The sequence below is a fragment of the Bacteroides cellulosilyticus DSM 14838 genome, assembly GCF_000158035.1.
Taxonomy (GTDB): Bacteria; Bacteroidota; Bacteroidia; order Bacteroidales; family Bacteroidaceae; genus Bacteroides; species Bacteroides cellulosilyticus.
Genome location: NZ_EQ973491.1, coordinates 1,450 through 25,029, shown reverse-complemented (window position 1 = coordinate 25,029; position 23,580 = coordinate 1,450). Strand labels below are relative to the sequence as shown.

Below are 23,580 nucleotides of genomic sequence, written 5' to 3'. Positions count from 1 at the left end.
TACATAAATGATAATTTTAGGCGCGGATTACACGGATTACGCGGATTAAAGGCTGCGCTATTACATCGATTCATCAAAAAATCCGCGTAATCCGTGTAATCCGCGCCTAATCTTTATAACAGGTTTACAAATTATCATTTATGCACTTACTCGCCGCACTTGCTTATGTACCAAGTTATTTTTTAAGCGTTACTGAATAAAAAGTTACGCAAAATGGAGAAACAAATCCATGATTTCGTTGTTAAATGTGAAAAAAGGCGTATCTTTGCAACTGAACGTGCGACATGATATATCTTGTATATATACATGTCCTCTTCCGATGTTAGTAAAATGTGGAAATTTAATGAACCATCGGACGAGCGTAGCCTGTATCAGTTATTGGTACGGGCTTACTCTTCCGTGGTTCAGGGTATCCACATACCTACTAACAGGGATTGAGTAATGCCCCGTACCTTTATAATATAAAGCCATTATAGCCGTATAGGGAATGATTTTAAACTTATAATCAAACACTATATGGCTAATTGGTTATCTACAAAGTCAGTAGCTGAGAAATACGGCATACCGAAAGAGCAAATCCGGGAATGGATTAGGTTACGTTATCTGACATGCTCTTCTATAGGCACAGAACCTTATGAAGACAATGACCCACTGATAGATACTGACGAACTTGACAAAGCTCTCGAATTTAATTCACTAAAATCTTATCCTGATGATACCATGATGGAACGAGTGCGAAAAGAGCATTTGAATTGGCTTTATCAAGAAAAAGCCCGTCTGGAAAAAGTCAACGATGATTTATTAGAGGAAATTCATAAGCACGCCCGACGGGAAACAGAACTGGGAGAGAACTTAGAGAAAATGATGAATTATACACATGAAATCCTTGAAATTCATGAGAAAATGATGAAAGATTATGAGAATAAGATATCCGGGAAAGGGGGAATTTGGCCTTTTCTTTATCACTTATTTATCATAAAAAAGAATAAGACCCTCATCTAACCAATATATACATACCTGTTTTTTCCAATCCTTTTCATCTCGTGAATACGGAGCCCGCGATGAGCTCCGTATTCTTTTTTTTCAATTACAGCCTGTACGTTCTTTACGCAACAGTACCCCTTCTTTCCATTCCTCCATCCTTACAGTAGCTGCACCTCCCTCCTCTTCCATTCCTGAAAAGTAAAGCCGTTGTTCCCTGCCGTCTTTCAGTATCACAATCAGCTCGTCCGCCGAAGGAGCAAATACAGAATGTACACTATTCTCTTTCTCAAAGGGCTCTATGACAGTCAGATAACGGACCTGAGCAGCGTCCATACGTACCCCGAAAGTAATACGCCTTTCAGCCTCATCACCCAGAGGATAATCTCCGCCGATAACTGTTTTCAGGCGGATAGCCTGAAGTCCATCCAGATCAAAGGTATATTGGGCAGGCGTTTCAAAAACCTGCATTCACAGGTTCGGCAGGAAGCCCCCAACTGTAGTTCTCTCCACTGATATTGATACGACCATCGGCATAGTCTTTAATATTCCCAAAAGGATTATCCTGTACGTTGTTCTTGACAACCGGAAGATCGGCAAGACGGATTTGTTTACCGTCTTTCGTTTCCAAGACAGCTTCTGCCCAGAACAGAGTTTTAGAGCGGTTGGCATGTTGAGTGGCGGAAGACAGTGTTAATTTCCGGATACCCGTAATATCCACATCTACCTTTCCTTCACCCAGAATCCAGGCACCGAAGCTGCCTTCGGCAAGTAGTTTACCATCTCCCTCTACCATGTACTTCAGGTTGCGCTGCGTTCCGTGATCTTCGGGAGCACGTCCGGTATAAGCAATCCGTTGGATATTAGGCCAAGCATTATAAATATCCATGTAGAGATTACCCGACTCACCGTACATACGTGTTCCCCGGTTATCAGCTTCGGGACCGAATTTGGTCAGGAAACTGGCTTTCAGAGTTCCGGTTACGGAATATTGATTGATATCAGTTACTAACGGTGCGGCACTCAGGGCATCGGTATCCAATTGTGCCTGATGGGAAATGAACTCTTTCTTATCGGCGGACAATCCTAACAAGCCTTTTATCTGGAAAAGAAGATCGAAACGGTGTTGCTTGTTCTCTGTACTTTTGTCATAATCTGCAAGAACTACATAATCGTCCGTCACAACCATCAGTCTGCGTTGAAAGACAGGTTCGGTAAATCCTGTCAGCACTCCGAATCCGGGATGCTTTTCGGGTACGGGGAAATAACGGGCTTCCCACTCTGTTTTCTCTTTGAAATCCCTCGGTCCACGCATACTGTGCCGCAGTCCGCCATAAGCTGGATAACTCCATGCGGCAGTTCCTTCCACACAACCGGCCTGAAATAAATCACCTGTATAGAACAGGCTACGCTTGCTGTCATCTGTTTCCTGCTGCTTCAAATCAACAGTAACCATGTTTTTGGAGATACTGCTCTGTACATAGAAATTATACATATAAGGAGCATAGCTATACCACACCATCTCCGGATTGTAGAAACTACGCCCATAACGCATCAGTGAAAGCATGGCAGTACGATCAAAATGTCCGTGATAACCACCGTGTGTTCCATATTTCAAAACAGCCTGTATCTTTTCGCGCGGCTCCTGCTGGGTGGAACGCAACATTAATGCTCCTGCATTGTCAGCATAAGCTCCCCGGACATCTCCCGGCTCCACCTCGGGCAACTCGGGTACACCATAGATCAAATCATTCCGCCCGGGAGACATCCGTATGAAAGCAGCATAGCGCGGATCACGGAAAGCATAGTACGCCATCTCAAAACTGTCGCCACCCACTTCACGTTCAGTGGCGTCATTGATTCCGAATATCCAGCCCCGATAATCGAGGAAAGGCAAAAGGGCATCCGACATCATTTTGATAGTGACATAAGGTTGGTGAATGGGGCCGCGAATACGGAAACTGTGTCCATGATGAAGATTACGGCTCTCTTCACGTTCATTGGCCCCGACTTTCTCATACTCTGGAGTGAGGTTATAATCAACGGGGAATTTCTCCGTCAGCAGGGAATATCCGAAAGGATTCAATGCCAACCCTATTTGTATATATTCGCTCGCGACCCAAAGATTATAGCTGACCGTGCACTCATACCACCATCCATCGGGCATTGTATAAGTGCGGAACTTATCCATCAGGCAGGAAGGTGCGTAAAGCACTTCGTCCACCAGGTTGAAATCCTGTATGGCTAAAGCGCAGAAAAAGACTCCCGTCAGTTGGGAAACCGCCCAGTTAGCTCCGCCCGTTGATTTGTAGCGCAGATATTGGTCGATATAAAGCCGGAAAGTATATTCTATCTGAGCCTTTTCCTGTTTGTTCATGATATTGGCATCCATAATCAGATCATAAGCCTGCGCCAGATGCTGAAAGAAGTGCCCTTCCTGTACACTTGCCTGGTTGGAAGCTTTCCGGGTTAGCGGGAAACCGGTCTGATAATCACTGATCATCAGCAGGAATTGCTTTACCTTATGGGCAAATTCCGTTTTACGCGTCAACTGCCATGCAATGGCATTATTCATCAGACCGTACTCATGAGTGGTCGCACATAAATAAGGAATACCGTCACTGTTAGCAGCATAAGGAGGACGTGAAGGCACTCCCCAACGTTCTGCATCCTGCACATAACGTTTTTTGCGCTCCATAGCCCAGTCATATTTTTCCGCTTTCGCGCGAACTTCTTCCCATCCTTCCGTCGTATGGATTGTAAACGGATGTGGCATACTGCGCAAAGTGGTAAACGTTGATGTCTGCACAGCAGCAGGATTGGCAGAAGGTAAAATCTGTAGTACCTGCTTTTCACGGCCTCCGGCGGGAATACCCGGCGGTACCACCACCTGTAATTCCACTTTCCGTTTCTCACCCGGTGCCAACTCTATTTGTGCCGGTTCTACTGTAACCGGAAAAGCTTCCCAACCATATTTAGGGATAGAAAAAGAAACTGTTTGTGATTTTGATTCACAATTAGTAATCCATACCGGATAGACAACTGTTTCTCCGGCTTCTCCCGATTTGGAATAAGAGTCGGCTACTACTTTCACCGAGTTTCCTTCTATCAGACGGGTAGAAAGTAATTTCACTTTACCGCCATGCTTTCCGAAAAGACGAACAGCAATGGATTTAATCCGCCGTATAGTGCTCTGTGAGGCTTTCGGAGTATCAAAGACAGAAAAAGGAATAAATAATCTGCCGGCACCATTCTTTTGATTTTGTAAGGTTAATCGGATTTTACGGGTATCAAACGGATTGTCTATTTTCTCCGGTTCTCCGAACTTCAGGGCATTACTTGAAACAAGTATTTCAACGGGTATATCGTTTGTGCCGGATAACTTCAGATTAAGTTCAAGACCATAATAAGACATCAGGTCGATCACGGAATTGTCAGTATATGGATGTTGGGGGCCATCAGGCTCCGTATAGATAAAAGTGTCGTCGGAAGCACAAGTCCAATCGTTTGTAAGTCCTTGCCAATTCTGTTTATCAGCAAATAAACCGGTTTTCAGCTTTTGGCGGACAATGGCAACTGCATAAATCTCGCCTATAGATGCCGACTGATCATACGCTTCAAAGCGGACAAGTGCAGAATTTCCGTTCTTCAATGCTTCCGCCGGAATGGGATATACCACTTCAAATAGTCCGTGCCGGTTACGATTGAGCCCTTCAGTATACAAGAGGGTACCATTGACAGATATATTAAATAAGAAATTCTCCCCTTTTCCGGGCTTATTCTCACCGGAATACTGCACAACTAACAATTGCGGAACGGTATCCGTTTTCATCCGGTAAGTGAGAGATTCTCCTTTTCCACTGGTTCGAACATGATCGTCCGATGTATAAATTGCATCTACAATATACGGTACATATCTTTCGGGCAATGTGCTTTGGGCAGATACATATAAAACAATCAGGCTATATGCCACTATCAATAATATCTTTTTCATCATAGTATTTATCATGGATGTTTTCAATGTAGTACGAACAAAATAAGCATAACACTCATCCTCCTACCCACATTTATAGTATCAAAGATACACTTTCCTTCAGGTAAAACGAATTATAGCGGCATAATTTCAAATTGGAATGAGTGCAATTTATTCTTATTCGTATTAACAAAATAAGGAGCGCAAAATAAGCGTAAGGTAACTCCGGATTCAAACGTAACATAAATATAAATATCATGAAACAACTTTTATTCTTTGTTTTTCTGACCTTGTTGATAACCCGGACGGATGCACAGGAATATCCAAAAGCAATCTTGCCGGGCGATTATCCTGACCCCTCCATCATGCGCGATGGGGAAGATTATTACATGACTCATTCACCCTTTTATTATGCACCGGGATTCCTGATCTGGCACTCTCGGGATTTAATGAACTGGGAACCCGTATGTCGGGTAATGCCGGAATACGAGGGTTCTGCCATGGCTCCCGATCTGTTGAAATATAAAGGGAAATACTACATTTATTATCCCGCAGGAGGTACCAACTGGGTGATCTGGGCCAATGACATCAAAGGTCCGTGGAGCAAACCGACCGACCTGAAAGTACATGGCATAGATCCAGGGCACATTGTCGATGAGAACGGAAACCGCTACTTATATGTGAACGAAGGAGAAGTGATTCAGCTTACAAATGACGGATTGGGCACCATCGGAGAAAAAAAACAAGTATACGAGGGTTGGATATACCCCAAAGGATGGGATACGGAATGTATGTGTCTGGAATCGCCCAAACTGAATTATCGGAACGGCTACTATTACATGACTTCCGCCCAAGGAGGAACAGCAGGTCCAGCAACTAGCCACATGGTGGTCTCCGCCCGTTCGAAAAATGTCACAGGGCCGTGGGAAAATTCTCCTTATAATCCGGTGATACATACTTACAGTGCAACGGATAACTGGTGGTCGAAGGGACACGGTACACTGATTGACGATGTAAACGGTAACTGGTGGATTGTATATCATGCGTATGCAAAAGGGTATCACACTCTGGGACGTTCCACGCTTATCGAACCAATTGAATGGACACAGGATGGCTGGTATCGCACCAAGTCGACAGCTACCCCGATCACTCCCAAACAGAAAATCAAACATGGTTTAGAATTATCTGACGATTTCAATGGGCCGGATCTCGGACTGCAATGGACATTCTGGAAAGAATATGCTCCCCAATCCCTGAAATTCAAACAGCAAACACTGTGGATGAATGCTAAAGGAAAAACTCCCGCCGATGCCCGCCTTCTGCTGGCTACCGTTGAAGACAAGAATTATGAAACACAGGTGGAGGTAAACACAGGAAATGGAAATACAGCCGGTCTGATTCTCTATTACAATGAAAAAGCTTACGCCGGAATCACCTCTGACGGAAAAAGCTTTACCATCCATCAAAATGCAGAAAAGAGCTTCGGACTTCCCAACAAGATAGGCAAACGCTTCTTTGCCAAAATTCAAAATCAGGGAAACATCATGCGGGTTATGGTCAGCAAAGACGGTAAAGAATGGAACACTTTAGCCGAGAATATAGATGTCTCCCAACTGCATCATAACAATTATAAAGGCTTCTATGCGTTGCGCATCGGATTGCTTTCCGCCGGCAAAGGAAATGCGGGATTCAGGAAATTCCGCTACAGGAATGCCATTCCGGAAGAAAAAGATATGAGTGCGTATCTGATGGTTTTCCATAAAGACGAGACACATGGTCTATATATGGCTGTGAGCCATGACGGATATAACTTCACCGCCTTGAATGATGGTGAACCCGTAATTGCCGGAGATACGATTGCCTATCAAAGGGGGATTCGTGACCCACATATTTATCGTGGACCGGATGGAGCTTTCTACATGGCTATGACGGACTTACATGTCTTTGCCCAAAGGGACGGCTACCGGGAAACCCAATGGGAACGGGACGGAAAGTACGGCTGGGGAAATAACCGCGGACTGGTATTGATGAAGTCATGGGACCTGATAAACTGGAAACGTACAAACATATGCTTCGACCAGATGTCGGCAGGACTTAGTGAAATAGGTTGTGCCTGGGCGCCCGAAATAACTTTTGACGAGAAGAAAGGAAAACTGATGATTTATTTCACAATGCGCTTCAGGAACGAACCGAATAAACTATACTATGTATATGTGAATGATGAATTCGACACCATTGAGACATTGCCACGGACTTTATTTGAATATCCCAACGAAAAAGTTTCGGCAATTGATGGAGACATCACGAAAATAGGTGATCAATATCACTTATTTTACGTAGCCCATGACGGAGAAGCAGGTATAAAGCATGCGGTTTCGAATATAGCTAACGGCGATTATACATTCGATCCCCGTTGGTATGATTTAGAGCCCAAAGCCTGTGAAGCTCCCAATGTTTGGAAGCGTATCGGAGAAGACAAATGGGTACTGATGTATGATGTGTACAGCGTCAATCCGCACAACTTCGCTTTCATCGAGACTTCAGACTTTGTTAACTTTAAAAATCTGGGACGTTTCAATGAAGGGGTGATGGAAACGACTAACTTTACATCGCCCAAGCATGGTGCAGTCATCCATTTGACAGCAGAGGAAGTGGAAAGATTAGAGGAGTACTGGAAACAGAACAAAAGGAAATATGTCTCTACGGCATCCACAAAGAAAAATCCGGTATTTCCGGGATTCTATGCAGATCCGGAAGTGATGTATTCGAAGAAAACCGGAAAATATTATATCTATCCGACTACCGACGGGATACTGAACTGGGGCAGTACGCTATTCAAGGCTTTTTCTTCCGATGACCTTCTAAACTGGAAAGAAGAAGGAGTTATCTTTGATCTGAAGAATGTATCATGGGCCCAAAAGAATGCATGGGCTCCCTGTATCATTGAAAAGAAACAGGAGGACGGCAGTTACAAATATTATTACTATTATACAGCCGAGCAACAAATCGGAGTAGCAATCGCCGATCATCCGACCGGACCTTTTGTAGATTCCGGAAAACCTCTGATTGATAAAGAACGCCCCAAGGGTATGACCAGAGGACAGAATATAGACCCGGATGTCTTTACCGATCCTGTCAGTGGCAAGACTTATCTGTACTGGGGAAATTATTACATGGCTGTATGTGAACTGAATGATGATATGATATCCGTAAAACCCAATACAACACGGTTGTTGATAAAGAACGACACTTATTACAGCGAGGCCGCTCATGTATTCTATAGAGATGGGTATTACTATTTCACATGGTCGAAAAACGACACGAGAAGTGTGGATTATGAAGTGCGTTATGTACGTTCCAAATCTCCGGTCGGACCTATTGAGCCGTCCGAAAGCCAGGTTATCCTTTGCAAGAAACCGGATCAGGGAATCTTTGCTACCGGACATCATTCAGTTATGCAATTGCCGGGTAAAGATGAATGGCGGATTGTTTACCATCGGTTCAAGTTTCCGGATGCCGTAACAATGGGCAGAAAAGCCGGGTTTCACAGAGAAGTGTGCATTGATAAAATGGAATTTGATGAGGATGGCAAGATCATGCAAATAGTACCGACATTATAAACAATGCACTTATTTACAACAAGATAAAAATTAGTAATGATAACCAATAATAAAATGAAAGCAACACTTCTAATAGGTTTATTATGTTTGTGCATACATTCAGGCAAAGCACAAACTTTCAAAGAATGGCAAGACCCGGAAATCAATGCCGTAAACCGTGCTCCGATGCATACCAACTTCTTTGCTTATGAAAGCACTGAAGCAGCGACAGAAGCCGTAAAAGAAAAATCCGCCAACTTTATGACTTTAAACGGTATCTGGAAATTTCGTTGGGTAAAAGACTCGGACGCTCGTCCGACTGATTTCTGGAAGATAGGGTATAATGACAAAGGATGGGATGATCTGCCTATTCCGGCAATGTGGGAATTGAACGGATATGATGTTCCACTCTATTCGGGAGTAGGTTTCGACTGGAAATTATGGAAAGGCTGGTGTAAGAATAATCCGCCCGTAGTACCTGTGGAGAACAACCATGTAGGTTCCTATCGTCGGGAAATAATCGTTCCGTCTGATTGGAAAGGTAAAGATATCATTGCGCATTTCGGTTCGGTTTCTTCAAACATCTATTTATGGGTGAATGGAAAGTTTGTCGGTTATAGTGAAGACAGCAAGCTGGAAGCTGAGTTCAATCTAACTTCTTACCTGAAACCGGGACAGAAAAATCTCATAGCGTTTCAGGTATTCCGCTGGTGCGACGGCAGCTATCTGGAAGATCAGGATTTCTTCCGGTATCATGGTGTTGCACGCGATTGTTATCTCTATTCACGTAATAAAAAACGCATTGAAGACCTACGTGTAACCCCGGATTTAGATAGTCAATACAAAAACGGTACACTGGCTATTGATTTGAATCTGAAAGGAAATAACCTGGTAACTCTGGAATTGCTTGATGCAAAAAACAAGACCGTGACAGCAACCGAAGTAAAAGGTAACGGCAATATATCTGCCATCATGAAACTTGAAAATCCCCATAAATGGAGTGCGGAAACTCCCTATCTCTATACGCTTCGAGCTACTCTGAGAGAAAATGGAGAAATCACAGAAGTTGTTCCCGTGAAAGTAGGCTTCCGCAAAATAGAAATGAAGGATGCACAACTCTGGGTAAATGGACAACCGATACTTATTAAAGGAGCCAACCGCCACGAAATGGATCCGGACGGCGGATACGTTATCTCCCGAGAACGTATGATTCAGGATATTCAGTTAATGAAAATGTTCAATATAAACGCTGTTCGCACCTGCCATTATCCGGACGACAGTTTCTGGTATGAGTTGTGTGACAAATATGGTTTGTATGTAGTGGCTGAAGCTAATCTGGAATCACATGGAATGGGATTCAAAGAGACTTCATTGGCAAGAGTGGATTCATATAGGAAAGCACACCTGGAACGTAATCAACGTAACGTACAACGTAACTTCAATCATCCGAGCATTATCTTCTGGTCATTGGGAAATGAATGTGGCGACGGACCGAATTTTGAAGCATGTTATCAATGGGTGAAAGCAGAAGATCCCAGCCGCTTCGTGCATTTTGAACAAGCCTATGACACAGGAAGCAACACTGACGTTTATTGCCCGATGTATCCCGTTTACTCCAAGTGCATCAGTTATTGTGAAGACGAAAGTAAACAGAAACCTATGATCATGTGTGAATATGCTCACGCAATGGGAAATGCATTAGGCGACTTTAAAATATATTGGGATCTTATCCGTAAATACCCGAAATTCCAGGGTGGATTTATCTGGGATCTAATAGATCAGTCACCCCACTGGACAGGCAAGAGCGGCAAAATGATCTATGGTTACGATGGTGATTTCGATACGATTAAAACCGGTGACGACAACTATAGCGACAACGGTTTACTCAATCCGGACCGCATCCCCAATCCGCATGTATATGAAGTGGGATATTTCTATCAGAACATCTGGACCACTCCGGGGGATCTGTCAAAAGGTGAAATCAATATTTACAATGAGAATTTCTTCCGTGATCTGTCTGCCTATTATATGGAATGGGAAGTGCTGAACAACGGCAGAGTCATACGTAGCGGACGTATAGAAAAACTGAATGTAGCCCCATTGCAAACAGTATCTCTCATTCTCAAGCTGGGAGAAACCGATGAGAACGGAGAATGGTTATTGAATGTCAGATACCGACAAAAAGATCGCGAAGGCTTGATCCCTGTCGGCCACATAGTTGCCAAAGACCAATTAGTGTTACATCCATACAAAACTCCTGAAATGAAGCTGAAGAATGTTACTGAAAACTATATCCCCGTAATCACACCTCAGGTAAACGATACGAATATCCGCCACTGGATTGTAAAAGGTGAGAACTTCCTTATCAGATTCAAGAGATCTACCGGCTATATGGATAAATACATTGTCAACGGTCTGGACATGATTAAAGACGGTGCCGCACTTACCCCGAATTTCTGGCGGGCACCTACCGACAATGATTATGGAGCAAAATTGCAACTGAAATATAATGCATGGAAGAATCCGGATATCAAACTCATATCACTGAAAAATAACATTGTAGACAATCAAGCGGTTATTTCAGCAGAATATGAGATGAAACAGGTTTCTGCTAAACTGTATATCACTTATACCATCAATAACCAAGGAGCGGTTCAGGTAAACCAAAAAATGATAACGGACAAGGCGGCCAACGTTTCCAATATGTTCCGCTTCGGCATGCAACTGGTTATGCCGAGGTCATTTGAAAATATTTCCTATTATGGCCGTGGTCCAATGGAAAACTATAGTAATCGTAATCATTGTACGGATTTAGGCATTTACAATCAAACTGTTGATGAGCAATTCTCTCCTTATATCCGTCCGCAAGAAAATGGCACAAAAACGGATATCCGCTGGTGGAGACAGTTGAATATAAGTGGAAATGGATTGCAGTTCGTAGCTGACGCTCCTTTTTCAGCTTCTGCTTTGCACTACACAATCGAATCACTGGACGAAGGTTTGGAAAAACAACAAGGACACTCTGAGGAAGTAGAAAAAGCCGATCTGACAAATGTATTGATTGATAAAGCCCAGATGGGACTGGCTTGCATAGACAGTTGGAGTGCACTTCCAGAACCGGAGTTCATGTTACCGTATGGTGATTATGAATTTACATTCATCATGACACCGGTGCAAAATAAAGTAGTGATTCAATGAAAATGATGAATTTCTATATATTGAGTAATATTTTACCTTAATTCGTATCTTAATCAAGATATGAAGAAAATTATTCAAAAAACGATTATACAATGAAATTTATTACAGCTATCTTATCAGCCTTCTTCTGCTTGTCCATACAGGCACAACTAGTGACTTATCCCGGTACACTGAGTACCGGGATGCCGCACAATGATGACTATACCGTACGCGTACGCATCCCCGGCGGCGAATGGAAAGATTTGTTCGAATACAACGTACAGGTAGATATGGACAAAGTGCAGGATGCTTCCATGGTGCAATTTGATATGGGAAGTCCCGTAGAAGTAATGGTGAAGAAGAACAATGGCACTGTGCGCGAAGTAGCCATACGCCCTTTGAGTAAAGGTTTTGAATACAAGCAGATACAAAACGCCATTCTTTTCACTCTGGAAAAGCCACAATATCTCTCCATTGAGTTTAATGGTGACCGACTGCACAACCTGCATCTTTTTGCCAACCCGATGGAGACTGAAAAATATGAAAAAGAAACTAAAGGAGTAATGTATTTCGGTCCGGGCACACACCGCCCCAAAGACTTACCCAACAATCAGATACGGATACCAAGTAATACAACCGTATATCTGGCCCCCGGAGCTGTGGTCAAGGCAAAACTCGTGGTAGACAAAGCCGAGAATGTCCGCATCATCGGACGGGGAATCATAGACCACGCTGTACGGGGCATTGAAATCACTGATTCCAAAAATATATGGATAGATGGCATTACAGTAGTGAATCCGGACCATTATACCGTATTTGGAGGTGGTTCCACAGGAATTACGATTAAAAATCTGAAGTCCTTCAGTTGTAAAGGATGGAGTGACGGTATAGATATGATGTGCTGCCGTCAGGTACTTATCGACAATGTCTTTATGCGCAATTCGGACGATTGCATTGCTTTGTACAATCACCGCTGGAACTGGTGGGGAGGTTCATCTGATATTACCGTGCAAAATTCTATTCTTTGGGCAGATGTGGCACATCCCATCAATGTAGGCGGTCATGGCGATCCGGACTCACCGACAGGAGAAGTGATAGAGAATCTGACTTTCCGTAACATCGACATCCTGGAACATGACGAGGATGACCCGATTTATCAAGGTTGCATGACAGTGGATTGTGGTGATAAGAATCAGGTTCGTAATATTCTCTTCGAAGATATCCGGGTAGAGAATATTCAGGAAGGACGACTGTTTTATGTAAAAGTACGTTTCAACGAGAAATATGATAAACAGCCGGGAAGCGGCATTGAAGGCATTACTTTCAGAAATATTACATATACAGGCATAGGAGAAAATCCATCGTTGATTCAAGGACTGGACAAAGAACGAACCGTGCAAAACGTGACGTTTGAAAATGTAGTAATCAATGGAGAACGGATGAAGGACTTGAAAGGAATAGTAACCAATGATTTTATAAAAGGGATTAAGATAAAATGAACAATCACGGAGAAATAACAGAAAATAATTGTCCCGATGTAACCTTATCACTATTTTAGCGTCTCAGATTATAAACCAAATGAAAAACAAATAATGGAATTCATCAAATCTTTATGCCTTGGCGGCATAACAACCACTATGCTCCTGAGCGGATGTACCCAGAAGAATATTACTTTAGAAGGCAAAGTAACGAATACATCCGGCGCTCCCATTGTATATAATATCACTACAGATGGCATTTACTTACCGAACAAGATTGATACTTTACGTTTAAATGCCGACAGTACGTATCAGATTACCTTACCTGTAAACGGGAACGAAAAGCTGACCCTTTTTCTATATGGTGAGCGAAACTTAGGTAGTATCTATCTTGCTCCGGGAAAACAGACGCTCGATATCGATGCTTCCAAATCCAATAAACTAAACCCGGTTGACGGCTTGACGAAAGAAAATGAAATACTCAAGAAACTGGCTGATCTGAATGAAAACGTATTTAATCTGCGTGCACGCCGGGGAGATATCTTTAACGTCGGCAAGGACACGGTTGCCTCATCCGTATATCAAAAGCTGACAGACTACGCTACTACATTAGAAAACGAAGTGGCAGAAGTGGACGATCAGCTCAGACAGAGAGCCATACAAGATATACGTATACAGGCTTTGATGGCATATATGAATCAGTATTTCGGTAACTACCGGAGAGGTTCCGAAACGCTCAAGAAGGAATGGGACGACGCTTACGCCCAGATGTTGGATTTTGCAAACGTCGGTCAGGCTGAAAGCGTATTCTCTCCTGCATTTGCAGATGTCGTATCGAATATGGCAGGCATAGATATTTTCATGAAACATGAAAGGCGCACGAATGATGACAATGAACGCAATCAACTGTTATTCGATTGGTATAAAACAAATCTGCAAGGCCGGGTACAGGAGGCTGCAATGGGACTTCTCATTCTGGAAGATGAAAGCCGTGAGTATTTTGCAACTGGTATTCCTGCATTGTATGAGGAATTCAAGACATTATATCCTAAAAGCGTGCTAATGCCGAAATTAGAAACAGCGATACAAAGGAACAAAGCGTTCAATGAAGCCGAACTTCCGAAAGACATTCATATATTGAATACAGACAGTGTACGCACCTTTAAGGAAATTACTGACTTATACCCGGGTAAAGTGATCTTTATCGACGTATGGGCTACCTGGTGCGGTCCTTGTCGTGCATCGTTTGCACACATCAAACCTTTGCAGAAATATGCTGCTGAAAATGATATCGTGTTATTGTATGTTTCCATCGATACTCCCCAGAAAGCTGAACTCTGGAAAAAAATGACAGGGCACTATAACTTAAAAGGAGAGCATGTCATCATCAACGAGGCTTTCAAAATGGAAATTTATGAGAAGTTCGGGCGGAACGGTATGTTGTCAATCCCGCATTATGCCATTGTCAATAAAGAAGGAGAACTACAATTCCCATCGGCAGCCAGCCCGGAAGATATGGATAAGTTGACGGAACAACTGAAAGAAGCCTCTAAATAAAAGATTATTAACGAATACTAAGGCGCACCGAAATATAACAAAAACAGGCTGATTCCACAAATCTTTTGATTTTTATGGATTCAATTCCATAAATCTTATAAGATTTGTGGAATCATTGTTTTAAATCCCTTATTTTTGAGTGAAGCTTATTCCTCGTTCGTATTAATACTGTAAAAAACAAAAAAACATGAATAGATATAGACTGCTTTTTTCAATCATCCTCTTGCTGTTCTTCTCTCCCTGTTTGCGGGCAGGGGAATGGCAATGGTCTGTGACCCTTGACGGATTCGTCTCTAATGAAACGAACCGGAATCCTACGGCTTTCTTATGGATACCCGCTGACTGTATGCAGATAAAAGCAATTATTGTAGGACAACACAATATGAGCGAAGAAACTCTTTTTGATAATCCCCTTTTCCGCGAAAAGATGCAGAAGCTTGGAATCGGCTTTGTATGGATAACTCCCGGTATCGATCAGCAATGGGATGTATCGAAAGGCACACAACAGATATTTGAGAAAATGATGGTCTCCCTGGCAGACGTCAGCGGATATAGCGAACTGAAAAATGTCCCCATCGTTCCCATAGGCCATTCGGCTATGGCTACCTATCCCTGGAACTTCGCAGCATGGAATCCGGAACGCACTTTGGCTATCATTTCCCTGCATGGCGATGCTCCGCGTACGAATCTTACCGGCTACGGGCGTGAGAATCTGGAATGGGGACGTACCCGTAATATAGATGGAATACCCGGACTGATGATTGAAGGAGAATATGAATGGTGGGAAGCCCGGGTAAATCCGGCACTGGCCTTCCGCATGATGTATCCTGAAAGTTGCATCTCATTTCTGTGTGACGCAGGACGGGGACATTTCGATGTGGCAGATGAAACAGCCGCATACATTGCTCTATTTCTGGAAAAAGCTATCAATCAACGACTGACGGATGAAGTAACTAAAGACGGTAAAGTAAAACTGAATCCGGTGAACCCAACCAAAGGCTGGCTGGCAGAACGCTGGCATCCCGATCAGAAGAAGCGAGCCAAAGCCGCCCCCTATTCACAATATAAAGGTGATCCTCACGATGCTTTCTGGTATTTTGACCGTGAAATAGCGGAAGCGACCGAAACACGGTATACGCAAAGCCGTGGAAAGAAAGAACAATATCTGGGTTTTGAGCAAAACGGTAGTTTACTGACATACAACAAGAAGCAGCATGTACGTGTACAGCCCCGCTTCAATCCGGAAGCCGATGGAATCACTTTCCACCTGAAAGCCGTATGTACGGATTCCCTGAGAACCAAACTATCTGATGAGCATGCAGATGCAACACCGATAATCAGTCGCATCTGTGGACCAGTAGAAAAGGTAAATGACACCACATTCATAGTATCTTTCTATCGGATGGGTATGAATAATCCGCGCCGTACCGGTGATATATGTCTGTTGGCAAGCCAGACAGGAGACCGGAAGTATAAAAGTGCTGTTCAAGAAGTCAGTATCCGCATCCCCTACCGGAATACGGAAGGACAAAGGCAGTATATATTATTTCCAGGATTACCCGATGTGAAAGCGGAAAGCGGTTCTTTATCTTTAAAAGCCACAAGCGACTGTGGACTGCCCGTCTCTTACTACATCAAAGAAGGTCCGGCTGAAATAAAAGGAGACCAAATTGTATTCACTCCTATCCCACCCCGCAGTAAATTTCCGGTAAAAGTAACGGTAGTTGCCTGGCAATACGGTATTGCAGGCAAAGTACAGACGGCTGAACCGGTGAAACGAAACTTCTATATATTGAAATAAACATTATAAGCCATGAAAACATATTTTCTATTTATATGTGCCATCTGTTGTTATCTTACAGGGAATGCACATTCGACGGAATATAACATTTTCCAGTTCGGAGCTTCCAAAGACACTTCTGTCGTACAAACTCAAGCCATCAATGCCGCTATTGAAAATTGTCACCGGCAAGGCGGAGGCAAGGTTATCATTCCTTCAGGGATTTATAAATCAGGAACGATTTTCCTGAAAGATAATGTAGAACTACATCTTGAAAGCGGGGCATACCTCTATGCCAGTGATAATTACGATGACTTTCCTGTGCAACCACAAGCATCTTACCGTTCACAAAAAGATGCCGGTGGCTGGGTTTCCCTCATCTATGCAGTAGATGCAAAAAACATCAGTATTACCGGAAAAGGTACGATAGACGGAAAAGGAAAAGGACGAAAAGGGCGTATCAGCGGATTGGGCGGCGACCGCAACGGACGGCCTCGTAACATTCTGTTTATCTCATGCAAAGATGTGCATGTGGAAGGTATTACAATGAGAAATTCCGCACTTTGGAATCAGCATTATTTGAATTGCGAAGATGTTACCATCGATCACATAAAAGTGTACAATCATAGTAATGGCAATAATGACGGAATAGACATCGACGGTTGCCGCCGTTTTATCCTTTCCAACAGCATTATCGACTCTGACGATGACGGTATCGTATTGAAGAGTACGGGTACGGCTCCCTGTGAAAATGTAATTATCAGCAACTGTATTGTCAGCAGCTTTGCCAACGCCATTAAATGTGGAACAGAATCAACGGGCGGCTTTAAGAATATTTCAATCTCCGACTGTATCGTAAAACCAAGCCGTCATACCGGGGAGCGGATTCTAAAATCAACTCCAAGTGGCATTACCGCCATTTCATTAGAAATTGTAGACGGCGGAATAATGGATGGGGTTACCATCAATAATGTTTTGATTGAAGGGACTGAATGTCCACTTTACATACGCTTAGCCAATAGAGGAAGACAGTACCCGGACGATGCACCGGTTCCTCCCGTCGGAAGAATGCGAAATATCCAAATCAGCAATATTACTGCCTACGGAACCGGTAATTTCTGTTCTTCAATCACGGGTATCGAGAATGCAAAAATAGAGAACATATATCTGAACAATATCCGTTTCATGAATCGCGGCGGACTGGTGGAAGGTGCTTTTCTGCCTGATCCGGCAATGGAAGGAAAACGCCACGATGTAGCAAGCGGAACGAAATGGAATAGATACTGGTCTTCTTTCAAAGAAGTGAAGGAAGACGAAAAGGGTTATCCCCAGCCCACTGTATGGGGAAATCTGCCAAGTTATGGATTGTTCATCAGAAATGTGGAGAATATCACAGTAAATGACGCTACGTTCATGCCCGAAAAACCGGACCCACGTATTCCCGTGATTGCCGTAAATGTAGGTAAGCTGCAAATGAACCGTATACAAGTGGATAGCCGAAAAACTGACACAGACGTTTTAATGCATAATGTATGGCAACATAAAATAGATGCTCAACTCCGTATTTCGGGAGAGACGGCTGATTTTAAGTCCGGTCGCATTGATGTTGGCAATGGCTCGCTCTATTATGAAGAAGCCGGAAGCGGAGAACCTGTAATCTTTGTACATGGCCATTCACTGGATCACAGAATGTGGGATGAACAATTCGCTGAATTTGCCAAAGAATACCGTGTGATCCGTTACGACTTACGGGGGTATGGTGCTTCTTCCTCTCAGACCGAAGATTATCAGTTTACCCATGTACAAGACCTGGTGACACTGATGGATTCTCTCCATATCCGGAAAGCACATATAGTTGGCTTGTCGTTAGGTGGTTTCATCGGTGCCGATATGTTAGGTTGGTTTCCCGAACGCATGGCATCAGCTTTCCTTGCAAGTGGAAATATACGTAAGTCAAAAGGACCTAGCCAACCTATGACCAAAGAAGAAGCTCTGAAACGGGATGAAGAAATTGCCGCCCTGAAAGTGAAAGGAGTCGACGTCATGAAGCGTGAATGGTTTGAAGGGCTGATGAGTTCGGGAGGTACCCGGAAAGAAAGGATGCGTCAGCCTTTATGGGAAATGATTGATGACTGGGATGCCTGGCAACCATTACACAAAGAAGTACGGGTAGTTGCAGGTCTGGATGCTTATGAAGCCATAAAAAAGAATCATCCCACAGTGCCGACTTTAATCGTGGAAGGCAAGTCAGCCAACAACCGCTATTCCAGTCAACCGGAAATTCTGAAATATCTGCCGAACGGAAAGCTAAAGGTGTTGGAAGACTGCGGACACATGCTGAACATGGAACAACCTGAAGCATTTAATGCTGCATTGCGTGAATTTCTGAAACAATAAATTCACGCAATACAGATAATGCTATAAAATATAGAATGTTTGTGTGATAGGTTCGGCCGTTTGAATCTTAGGTTCTCCACTCCTGCCATACTGCCACGCCACTACCGTAACTTTTACCGGATAAACAGCACGCGGAGGAATCGGTGTAAATATCAACTGATTTCCCTCCACTCTGGCCGGTCCGGATTCTACATAAAAGCCAACAGGCAAGCCATTGTCGGAAGAAGCCTGTAATGTGACAGACTTTATTCCTCGTTTGACATCAGCCAACGCAGCAAAGGAGACTTTCTGTGGTACTCCATCTATATTGCGAACGGGTATGGTGGTCTGCGCCTGCTGAACAATCGGTTTATATTCCTTATCTCCCGGATGACGAACAGCAAAAACAATATCAGCCTTAGAGGATGCCCAGGAAATACTCCGATTCCATTCGACCTTGAAGGTATGGTTGTGAATTACTGCGGGGCCTGTTATCATTTCAAAGCAAATGGAATTATCCGCTGCATGTCCAATGCGTGTACCTACAGGCAAGTCCGTCCAATTCTTCAGGCGGGGACTATCACCGGGAACCGTATCCAGGAAAACAGGAGTCAGATGAAAAGAAACTCCATCTCCCTGAGGCAGAAATACCGGGTGAAGTTGCAAATGACTGTCACGCTGAACTACCGGCTTACCTTCTTGCACGACACCCACTAACTGCGGCTTCATGTTCCGGAAACGGGCTTGATAGGCCTGAGTAGCTTCTACCATCTCTTTATCAAAAAACCAGAAAGCATCATCCGGATTACCTTTATATTCTGCTACAGGCGCAGGCATACAAGTGGGTGGTTGATTCTTTTTCCAACGCTCAGCGAGCCAACCGGTTTTAGTAGGATCCACATGCCCGTATTGCAATGCTTTCTTTATATAAAGTGCGATATACTCAGCCTTACCGGGCGAATAAGCAAAATGGCCTTCGGCAGGACAAGCCAACATGCTCAATGGCAACAAAGGATGTTCTTTCCGCTCCTTCAATCCCTCATTACTCCAGGTATGTGCAGATTCATACTCCCCCATTGTTTCAAGACATGGGATATAGTCGATATTACGCTCTCCCCAGATATCCAGATTCAGCCATTTATCACGTACATAAGGCCACTGTCCACTGACTGAGATACAAGCTAATGTACGGTCGGGCATATATGCAGCTAAATAGTAAGGCCAGCTGGCAGCTGCCGAATGTCCGATACCAATCAATGAAGCCGATGCCAACTCCGTATATCCTGAAACTGACGCCAGATCTTTCAGAAAACCCTCTAAAGTTTCCCATGCTCCATCTGTAAAGTCGAATCCATGATTGAAAGAAGGACAAACCCATATTTGTACTACATCCAATTCTGCCATCTTAATGCGGAAGTTCTCATCTTCCATTATAGAAATTTCTTCCATATTATGCTGTGCCACAAGCACAGCTTTCACGTGTTTACATTTCTCTGGTATCCATAAATAGGCTTTGGCATCAGGATTTTTCGGTTGTTTAGCAAAATTACGTACCGGCACAGCCCACTGCCATACGGCAGTCTGGGCTGAGACAGTGAACGTGATTACAATAAGAAATACCAACGAAAACAAAACTCGTATATTCATAGTATGCTTATCAGATACTTCCCGTACCACCCTATTTCTTGTTTTCACATGTTTCATCACAGTTTCTGTTGTTTATAAGTTTTCAAAGATTTATCCTTAGTAACCTCGGGCACTAAACGAATGGCAGAACCTCCCGAAGCCCTCAGATTAAAATGCAGCACAGTCTTGGCATTGACGCGGAATTTTGAGACTCTGACTTTCGTTCGTGTAGGAATAGATTTGTCGCCATCCGTATAGATTTCAGCCACATAATCTTTTCCGGCAGGCAGAAAACTCAAATCAACCGGCAACGTCCGTGCTTCATTATTTGTAATTGAGCCTATGAACCATTCCTCTCCTCTCCGGCGAGCTACAGTAATAAACTCACCGACTTCACCTTGTAAAACCTTCGTATCATCCCAGGTGGTGTACACATCATCAAAGAACTTTAATTCCGGTTCGTCCTGTGAATCCGAAGGTTTATCATACCAGTACATATATTGCAGGGGACTGTAATAGACAGCTGCTAAGGCCAATTGATGCGCCGGTGTAGTCTGGATGGACTTAGAACGGGGAACACCATAATTATCTTTTTCAACATTCAGCCTGCCAAAGTCCTGGCGATAGTAACATATTGTATAATCAGCTGCTCCGGCTACAAAGCGGGTAAAAGGCAACGTAACATTGTGCGTGGCATCCGGAAATTCTTCATTGCCGCGAATACCTTCCTGAGTCATCAGATTAGGATAAGTACGACTAAAGCCTGTCGGACGGTATTCATCATGGATGTCTACCATCAGCCCATAATCAGCACACTTTTTCACGGCTTCGTGCATCCATTTTGTCCACACCTGCGAACCTACCTGCACAAACCCAAACTTAATTCCAGAAATTCCCCATGATTTATACAAAGGAAGTATCTCATCCAACTGTTGCTGCAAAGCCCGCTGATTAACATAGAGTATAACTCCGATGCCATGCTGCTTCGCATAAGCAACCACTTCTTTCAGATTCAGTGCATCTATTTTCGGATTCCTACGCGGATCAAGTGTTACAGTAGTGGCATCTGAAGCCTTATCATACTCAAAACCATACCAACCGGCATCAAAGTGGATATATTGCAGATTCCGTTTTACAGCAAAGTCTACCAAAGCTTTTCCACCTTCTGTGGTCAAGGTCACTTCACGCATCACTTTTCCCGGTTTAATCCAGGAAGTATCCTTAATCCGACATGGCGGATTAAGATTTAACAGGATATCGTTGTGTTCTAAAATCTCACCCGGCTTGTCAGCACACATGATTACACGCCACGGAGTAGAATAAGGTGCAATATCTTCTACCGGACCATACATAGCCGATATAATCGTATTCTTTTTAGTCGATGACACATTGAACTTCGTACGTACATAATCCACCACTTGCGCTTCAGCCAGGCAGACATATCCTCCACCTGCCAGTGTCAGCAGCAATGGACGGTCCGACTCGCCCGGCCAGTTTTCAAGAGGCAGATAAGAATACGGGGTCTGAGCTTTAGGGGTAAAATAGGCTTTAGTACCTTCGGGCATGGTATATTCTGTATACTCATCTGTAATCTTCAGATATTGTCCGCCCGGAAAATGGTAACGGAAGGCAATTCCCTCATCATAGGCACGGATATCAAGAACCAACTTATCACGTCCGTTCTGACGATTGACAAGTATTTTCCATGCATTATAGCAGTCTTTAATTTCACTTCTTTCACCATAGACCGGATGCCAGATCGTATCTTTCCGACTACTATCCACAGTTCCGATTTCAACTCCATCCCGCCATTCTACATTTGCATTGATTCCCAATAAGGAAGGTTTTACTGTCTGTTTTCCGTTCCAGGTCAAAGAATAATGTAATTGTCCACCGCTATCACTCAACGTAAACTGGTATTTTCCATCCGGTGATGTCATATTCACCTCCTTGCCCTGTACACTCAAAGACAAAGCTACCCATAACACTCCTACAAATAATTTTTTCATTTCAGAATTCTACTTTATATTATTACTTTACATATTGTACGTGTTTCACAAAATCGCCAGTTTGTATATTCGGGCTATCAGCACCTATTCTTGTGCCATAGTATTCGACATTATCGAATATGATAGCGGAAACATCATGCCGTTCATCGATTCCCTGAATCAGTACGGCTCCTCTTTCCGCCTTGCGATCACTTTCTTTGCCATAAGTGGTAATATTACGGAAAGTTACATTATGAATATAAGGACCATAAGAAGGAACAACTACAAATTCTCCATAACCACAACTTCCGGGACCACGTCTGCCAGGTCCCACCTTTATATCATTCGGAGTAGGTTTCTCTATCGGACGTGTACCCACTAACTGAAGTGCAGGTGTCAGCTTTATCAGATTATACGGAATTTCTCCATTAATCCTGATATTCTCAAAACACAAATTCTCCATTGGCATTTCTCCTGTAGGATGCAACCAGAATATCTGAACACGGTCACGGTCAGGAAAATGAATCACATCCACATTACGCGCTGTGAAATTACGAAATACCGGACAACTGCTTTCCGTTGCCATACGAAATACATTGGCAAAATCAACCCAGAACACACAGTTCTCTACTACTATGTTCTCAACCGGTTTTGATTCTCTTTCTCCTCCGGCACGGGTTATCCCCTTCGGAGAAACCGAATCATCATCTGTCCGAAAAAAACAATTCCGAATCGTCACGTTACTGGAATTGCAAGGATCTACACCGTCATCATTACCTACACGGGAACCTGCCAAACGAATACGATCTATCAAAACCCGGTCACAATTCTGAGGTACAATAGTCCAATAATAAGAACCTTTTATGATAATATCCCTCATTACCAAATTATTGCAGTTCTTAGCATTTATCATATAGTCAGTGGGGCCGGCATTATGTTCCCAATCGGAACCATCTAAAATTCCCCTACCGCAAATTGTAATATTATCGCCTGTAGCCTCTATACCGGCATTAACTACCGCCCCTCCTGCCAGATAAAGTGTTTG

At 43.4% G+C, this 23,580-nt stretch carries 12 protein-coding genes; 7 read left to right on the top strand and 5 right to left on the bottom strand.

The features are described 5' to 3' along the window. Window positions 1-516 precede the first annotated feature (516 nt). Window positions 517-1,002, top strand: coding sequence for a hypothetical protein (locus BACCELL_RS12470; RefSeq protein ID WP_007212163.1), 486 nt, complete (start codon window positions 517-519; stop codon window positions 1,000-1,002). 81 nt (window positions 1,003-1,083) lie between these two features. On the opposite strand, the gene BACCELL_RS12465 is transcribed toward BACCELL_RS12470, so the two are convergent. Both BACCELL_RS12465 and BACCELL_RS12460 read right to left on the bottom strand, forming a co-directional pair. Next, entirely contained in the window at window positions 1,084-1,452 is a 369-nt protein-coding gene (locus BACCELL_RS12465; protein WP_007212162.1) for a hypothetical protein, read from the bottom strand. Continuing rightward, a complete protein-coding gene (locus BACCELL_RS12460; RefSeq protein WP_157133911.1) occupies window positions 1,439-4,978 on the bottom strand; it encodes a hypothetical protein in 3,540 nt (1,179 codons plus the stop codon). Before BACCELL_RS12460 ends, BACCELL_RS12465 begins: the two co-directional genes overlap by 14 nt. Before the next feature lie 233 nt (window positions 4,979-5,211). Between BACCELL_RS12460 and BACCELL_RS12455 the strand changes: the two genes are divergently transcribed. The 6 genes from BACCELL_RS12455 to BACCELL_RS12430 all read left to right on the top strand — a co-directional run bounded on the left by BACCELL_RS12455 (window position 5,212) and on the right by BACCELL_RS12430 (window position 18,942). Next, entirely contained in the window at window positions 5,212-8,574 is a 3,363-nt protein-coding gene (locus BACCELL_RS12455; protein WP_007212159.1) for a family 43 glycosylhydrolase, read from the top strand. A 54-nt stretch (window positions 8,575-8,628) separates the two neighbouring features. Next, entirely contained in the window at window positions 8,629-11,751 is a 3,123-nt protein-coding gene (locus tag BACCELL_RS12450) for a glycoside hydrolase family 2 TIM barrel-domain containing protein (protein WP_044153979.1), read from the top strand. Window positions 11,752-11,843: 92 nt separating this feature from the next. Next, window positions 11,844-13,229 carry a glycosyl hydrolase family 28 protein gene (locus tag BACCELL_RS12445; RefSeq protein WP_007212157.1) on the top strand — a complete coding sequence of 462 codons (1,386 nt, stop codon included), beginning with the start codon at window positions 11,844-11,846 and terminating at the stop codon, window positions 13,227-13,229. A gap of 93 nt (window positions 13,230-13,322) precedes the next feature. Next, window positions 13,323-14,765, top strand: coding sequence for a TlpA family protein disulfide reductase (locus BACCELL_RS12440; RefSeq protein ID WP_007212156.1), 1,443 nt, complete (start codon window positions 13,323-13,325; stop codon window positions 14,763-14,765). A 187-nt stretch (window positions 14,766-14,952) separates the two neighbouring features. Then, a complete protein-coding gene (locus BACCELL_RS12435) occupies window positions 14,953-16,566 on the top strand; it encodes a hypothetical protein (RefSeq protein ID WP_007212155.1) in 1,614 nt (537 codons plus the stop codon). A gap of 12 nt (window positions 16,567-16,578) precedes the next feature. Then, window positions 16,579-18,942: an alpha/beta fold hydrolase gene (locus BACCELL_RS12430; protein WP_007212154.1), complete on the top strand. Its 2,364-nt coding sequence runs from the start codon at window positions 16,579-16,581 to the stop codon at window positions 18,940-18,942. Between the two features lie 21 nt (window positions 18,943-18,963). Here the strand turns inward: BACCELL_RS12430 and BACCELL_RS12420 are convergent, their stop codons facing one another. From BACCELL_RS12420 to BACCELL_RS12410, 3 genes are all read right to left on the bottom strand, one after another. Further along, entirely contained in the window at window positions 18,964-20,568 is a 1,605-nt protein-coding gene (locus BACCELL_RS12420) for a hypothetical protein (RefSeq protein ID WP_044153977.1), read from the bottom strand. A 56-nt stretch (window positions 20,569-20,624) separates the two neighbouring features. Further along, on the bottom strand, window positions 20,625-22,556 hold the full coding sequence (locus BACCELL_RS12415) for a glycoside hydrolase family 97 protein (protein ID WP_007212152.1): 1,932 nt from the start codon (window positions 22,554-22,556) through the stop codon (window positions 20,625-20,627). A gap of 22 nt (window positions 22,557-22,578) precedes the next feature. Beyond that, on the bottom strand, window positions 22,579-23,580 hold a 1,002-nt coding region (locus BACCELL_RS12410), incomplete at its 5' end, for a glycosyl hydrolase family 28 protein (protein WP_007212151.1).

Coding starts and splice junctions, on each gene's coding strand:
- BACCELL_RS12420 (WP_044153977.1), bottom strand. CDS start 20,568: ATGAATATACGAGTTTTGTTTTCGTTGGTATTTCTTATTGTAATCACG.
- BACCELL_RS12470 (WP_007212163.1), top strand. CDS start 517: ATGGCTAATTGGTTATCTACAAAGTCAGTAGCTGAGAAATACGGCATA.
- BACCELL_RS12415 (WP_007212152.1), bottom strand. CDS start 22,556: ATGAAAAAATTATTTGTAGGAGTGTTATGGGTAGCTTTGTCTTTGAGT.
- BACCELL_RS12440 (WP_007212156.1), top strand. CDS start 13,323: ATGGAATTCATCAAATCTTTATGCCTTGGCGGCATAACAACCACTATG.
- BACCELL_RS12445 (WP_007212157.1), top strand. CDS start 11,844: ATGAAATTTATTACAGCTATCTTATCAGCCTTCTTCTGCTTGTCCATA.
- BACCELL_RS12450 (WP_044153979.1), top strand. CDS start 8,629: ATGAAAGCAACACTTCTAATAGGTTTATTATGTTTGTGCATACATTCA.
- BACCELL_RS12465 (WP_007212162.1), bottom strand. CDS start 1,452: ATGCAGGTTTTTGAAACGCCTGCCCAATATACCTTTGATCTGGATGGA.
- BACCELL_RS12455 (WP_007212159.1), top strand. CDS start 5,212: ATGAAACAACTTTTATTCTTTGTTTTTCTGACCTTGTTGATAACCCGG.
- BACCELL_RS12430 (WP_007212154.1), top strand. CDS start 16,579: ATGAAAACATATTTTCTATTTATATGTGCCATCTGTTGTTATCTTACA.
- BACCELL_RS12460 (WP_157133911.1), bottom strand. CDS start 4,978: ATGATGAAAAAGATATTATTGATAGTGGCATATAGCCTGATTGTTTTA.
- BACCELL_RS12435 (WP_007212155.1), top strand. CDS start 14,953: ATGAATAGATATAGACTGCTTTTTTCAATCATCCTCTTGCTGTTCTTC.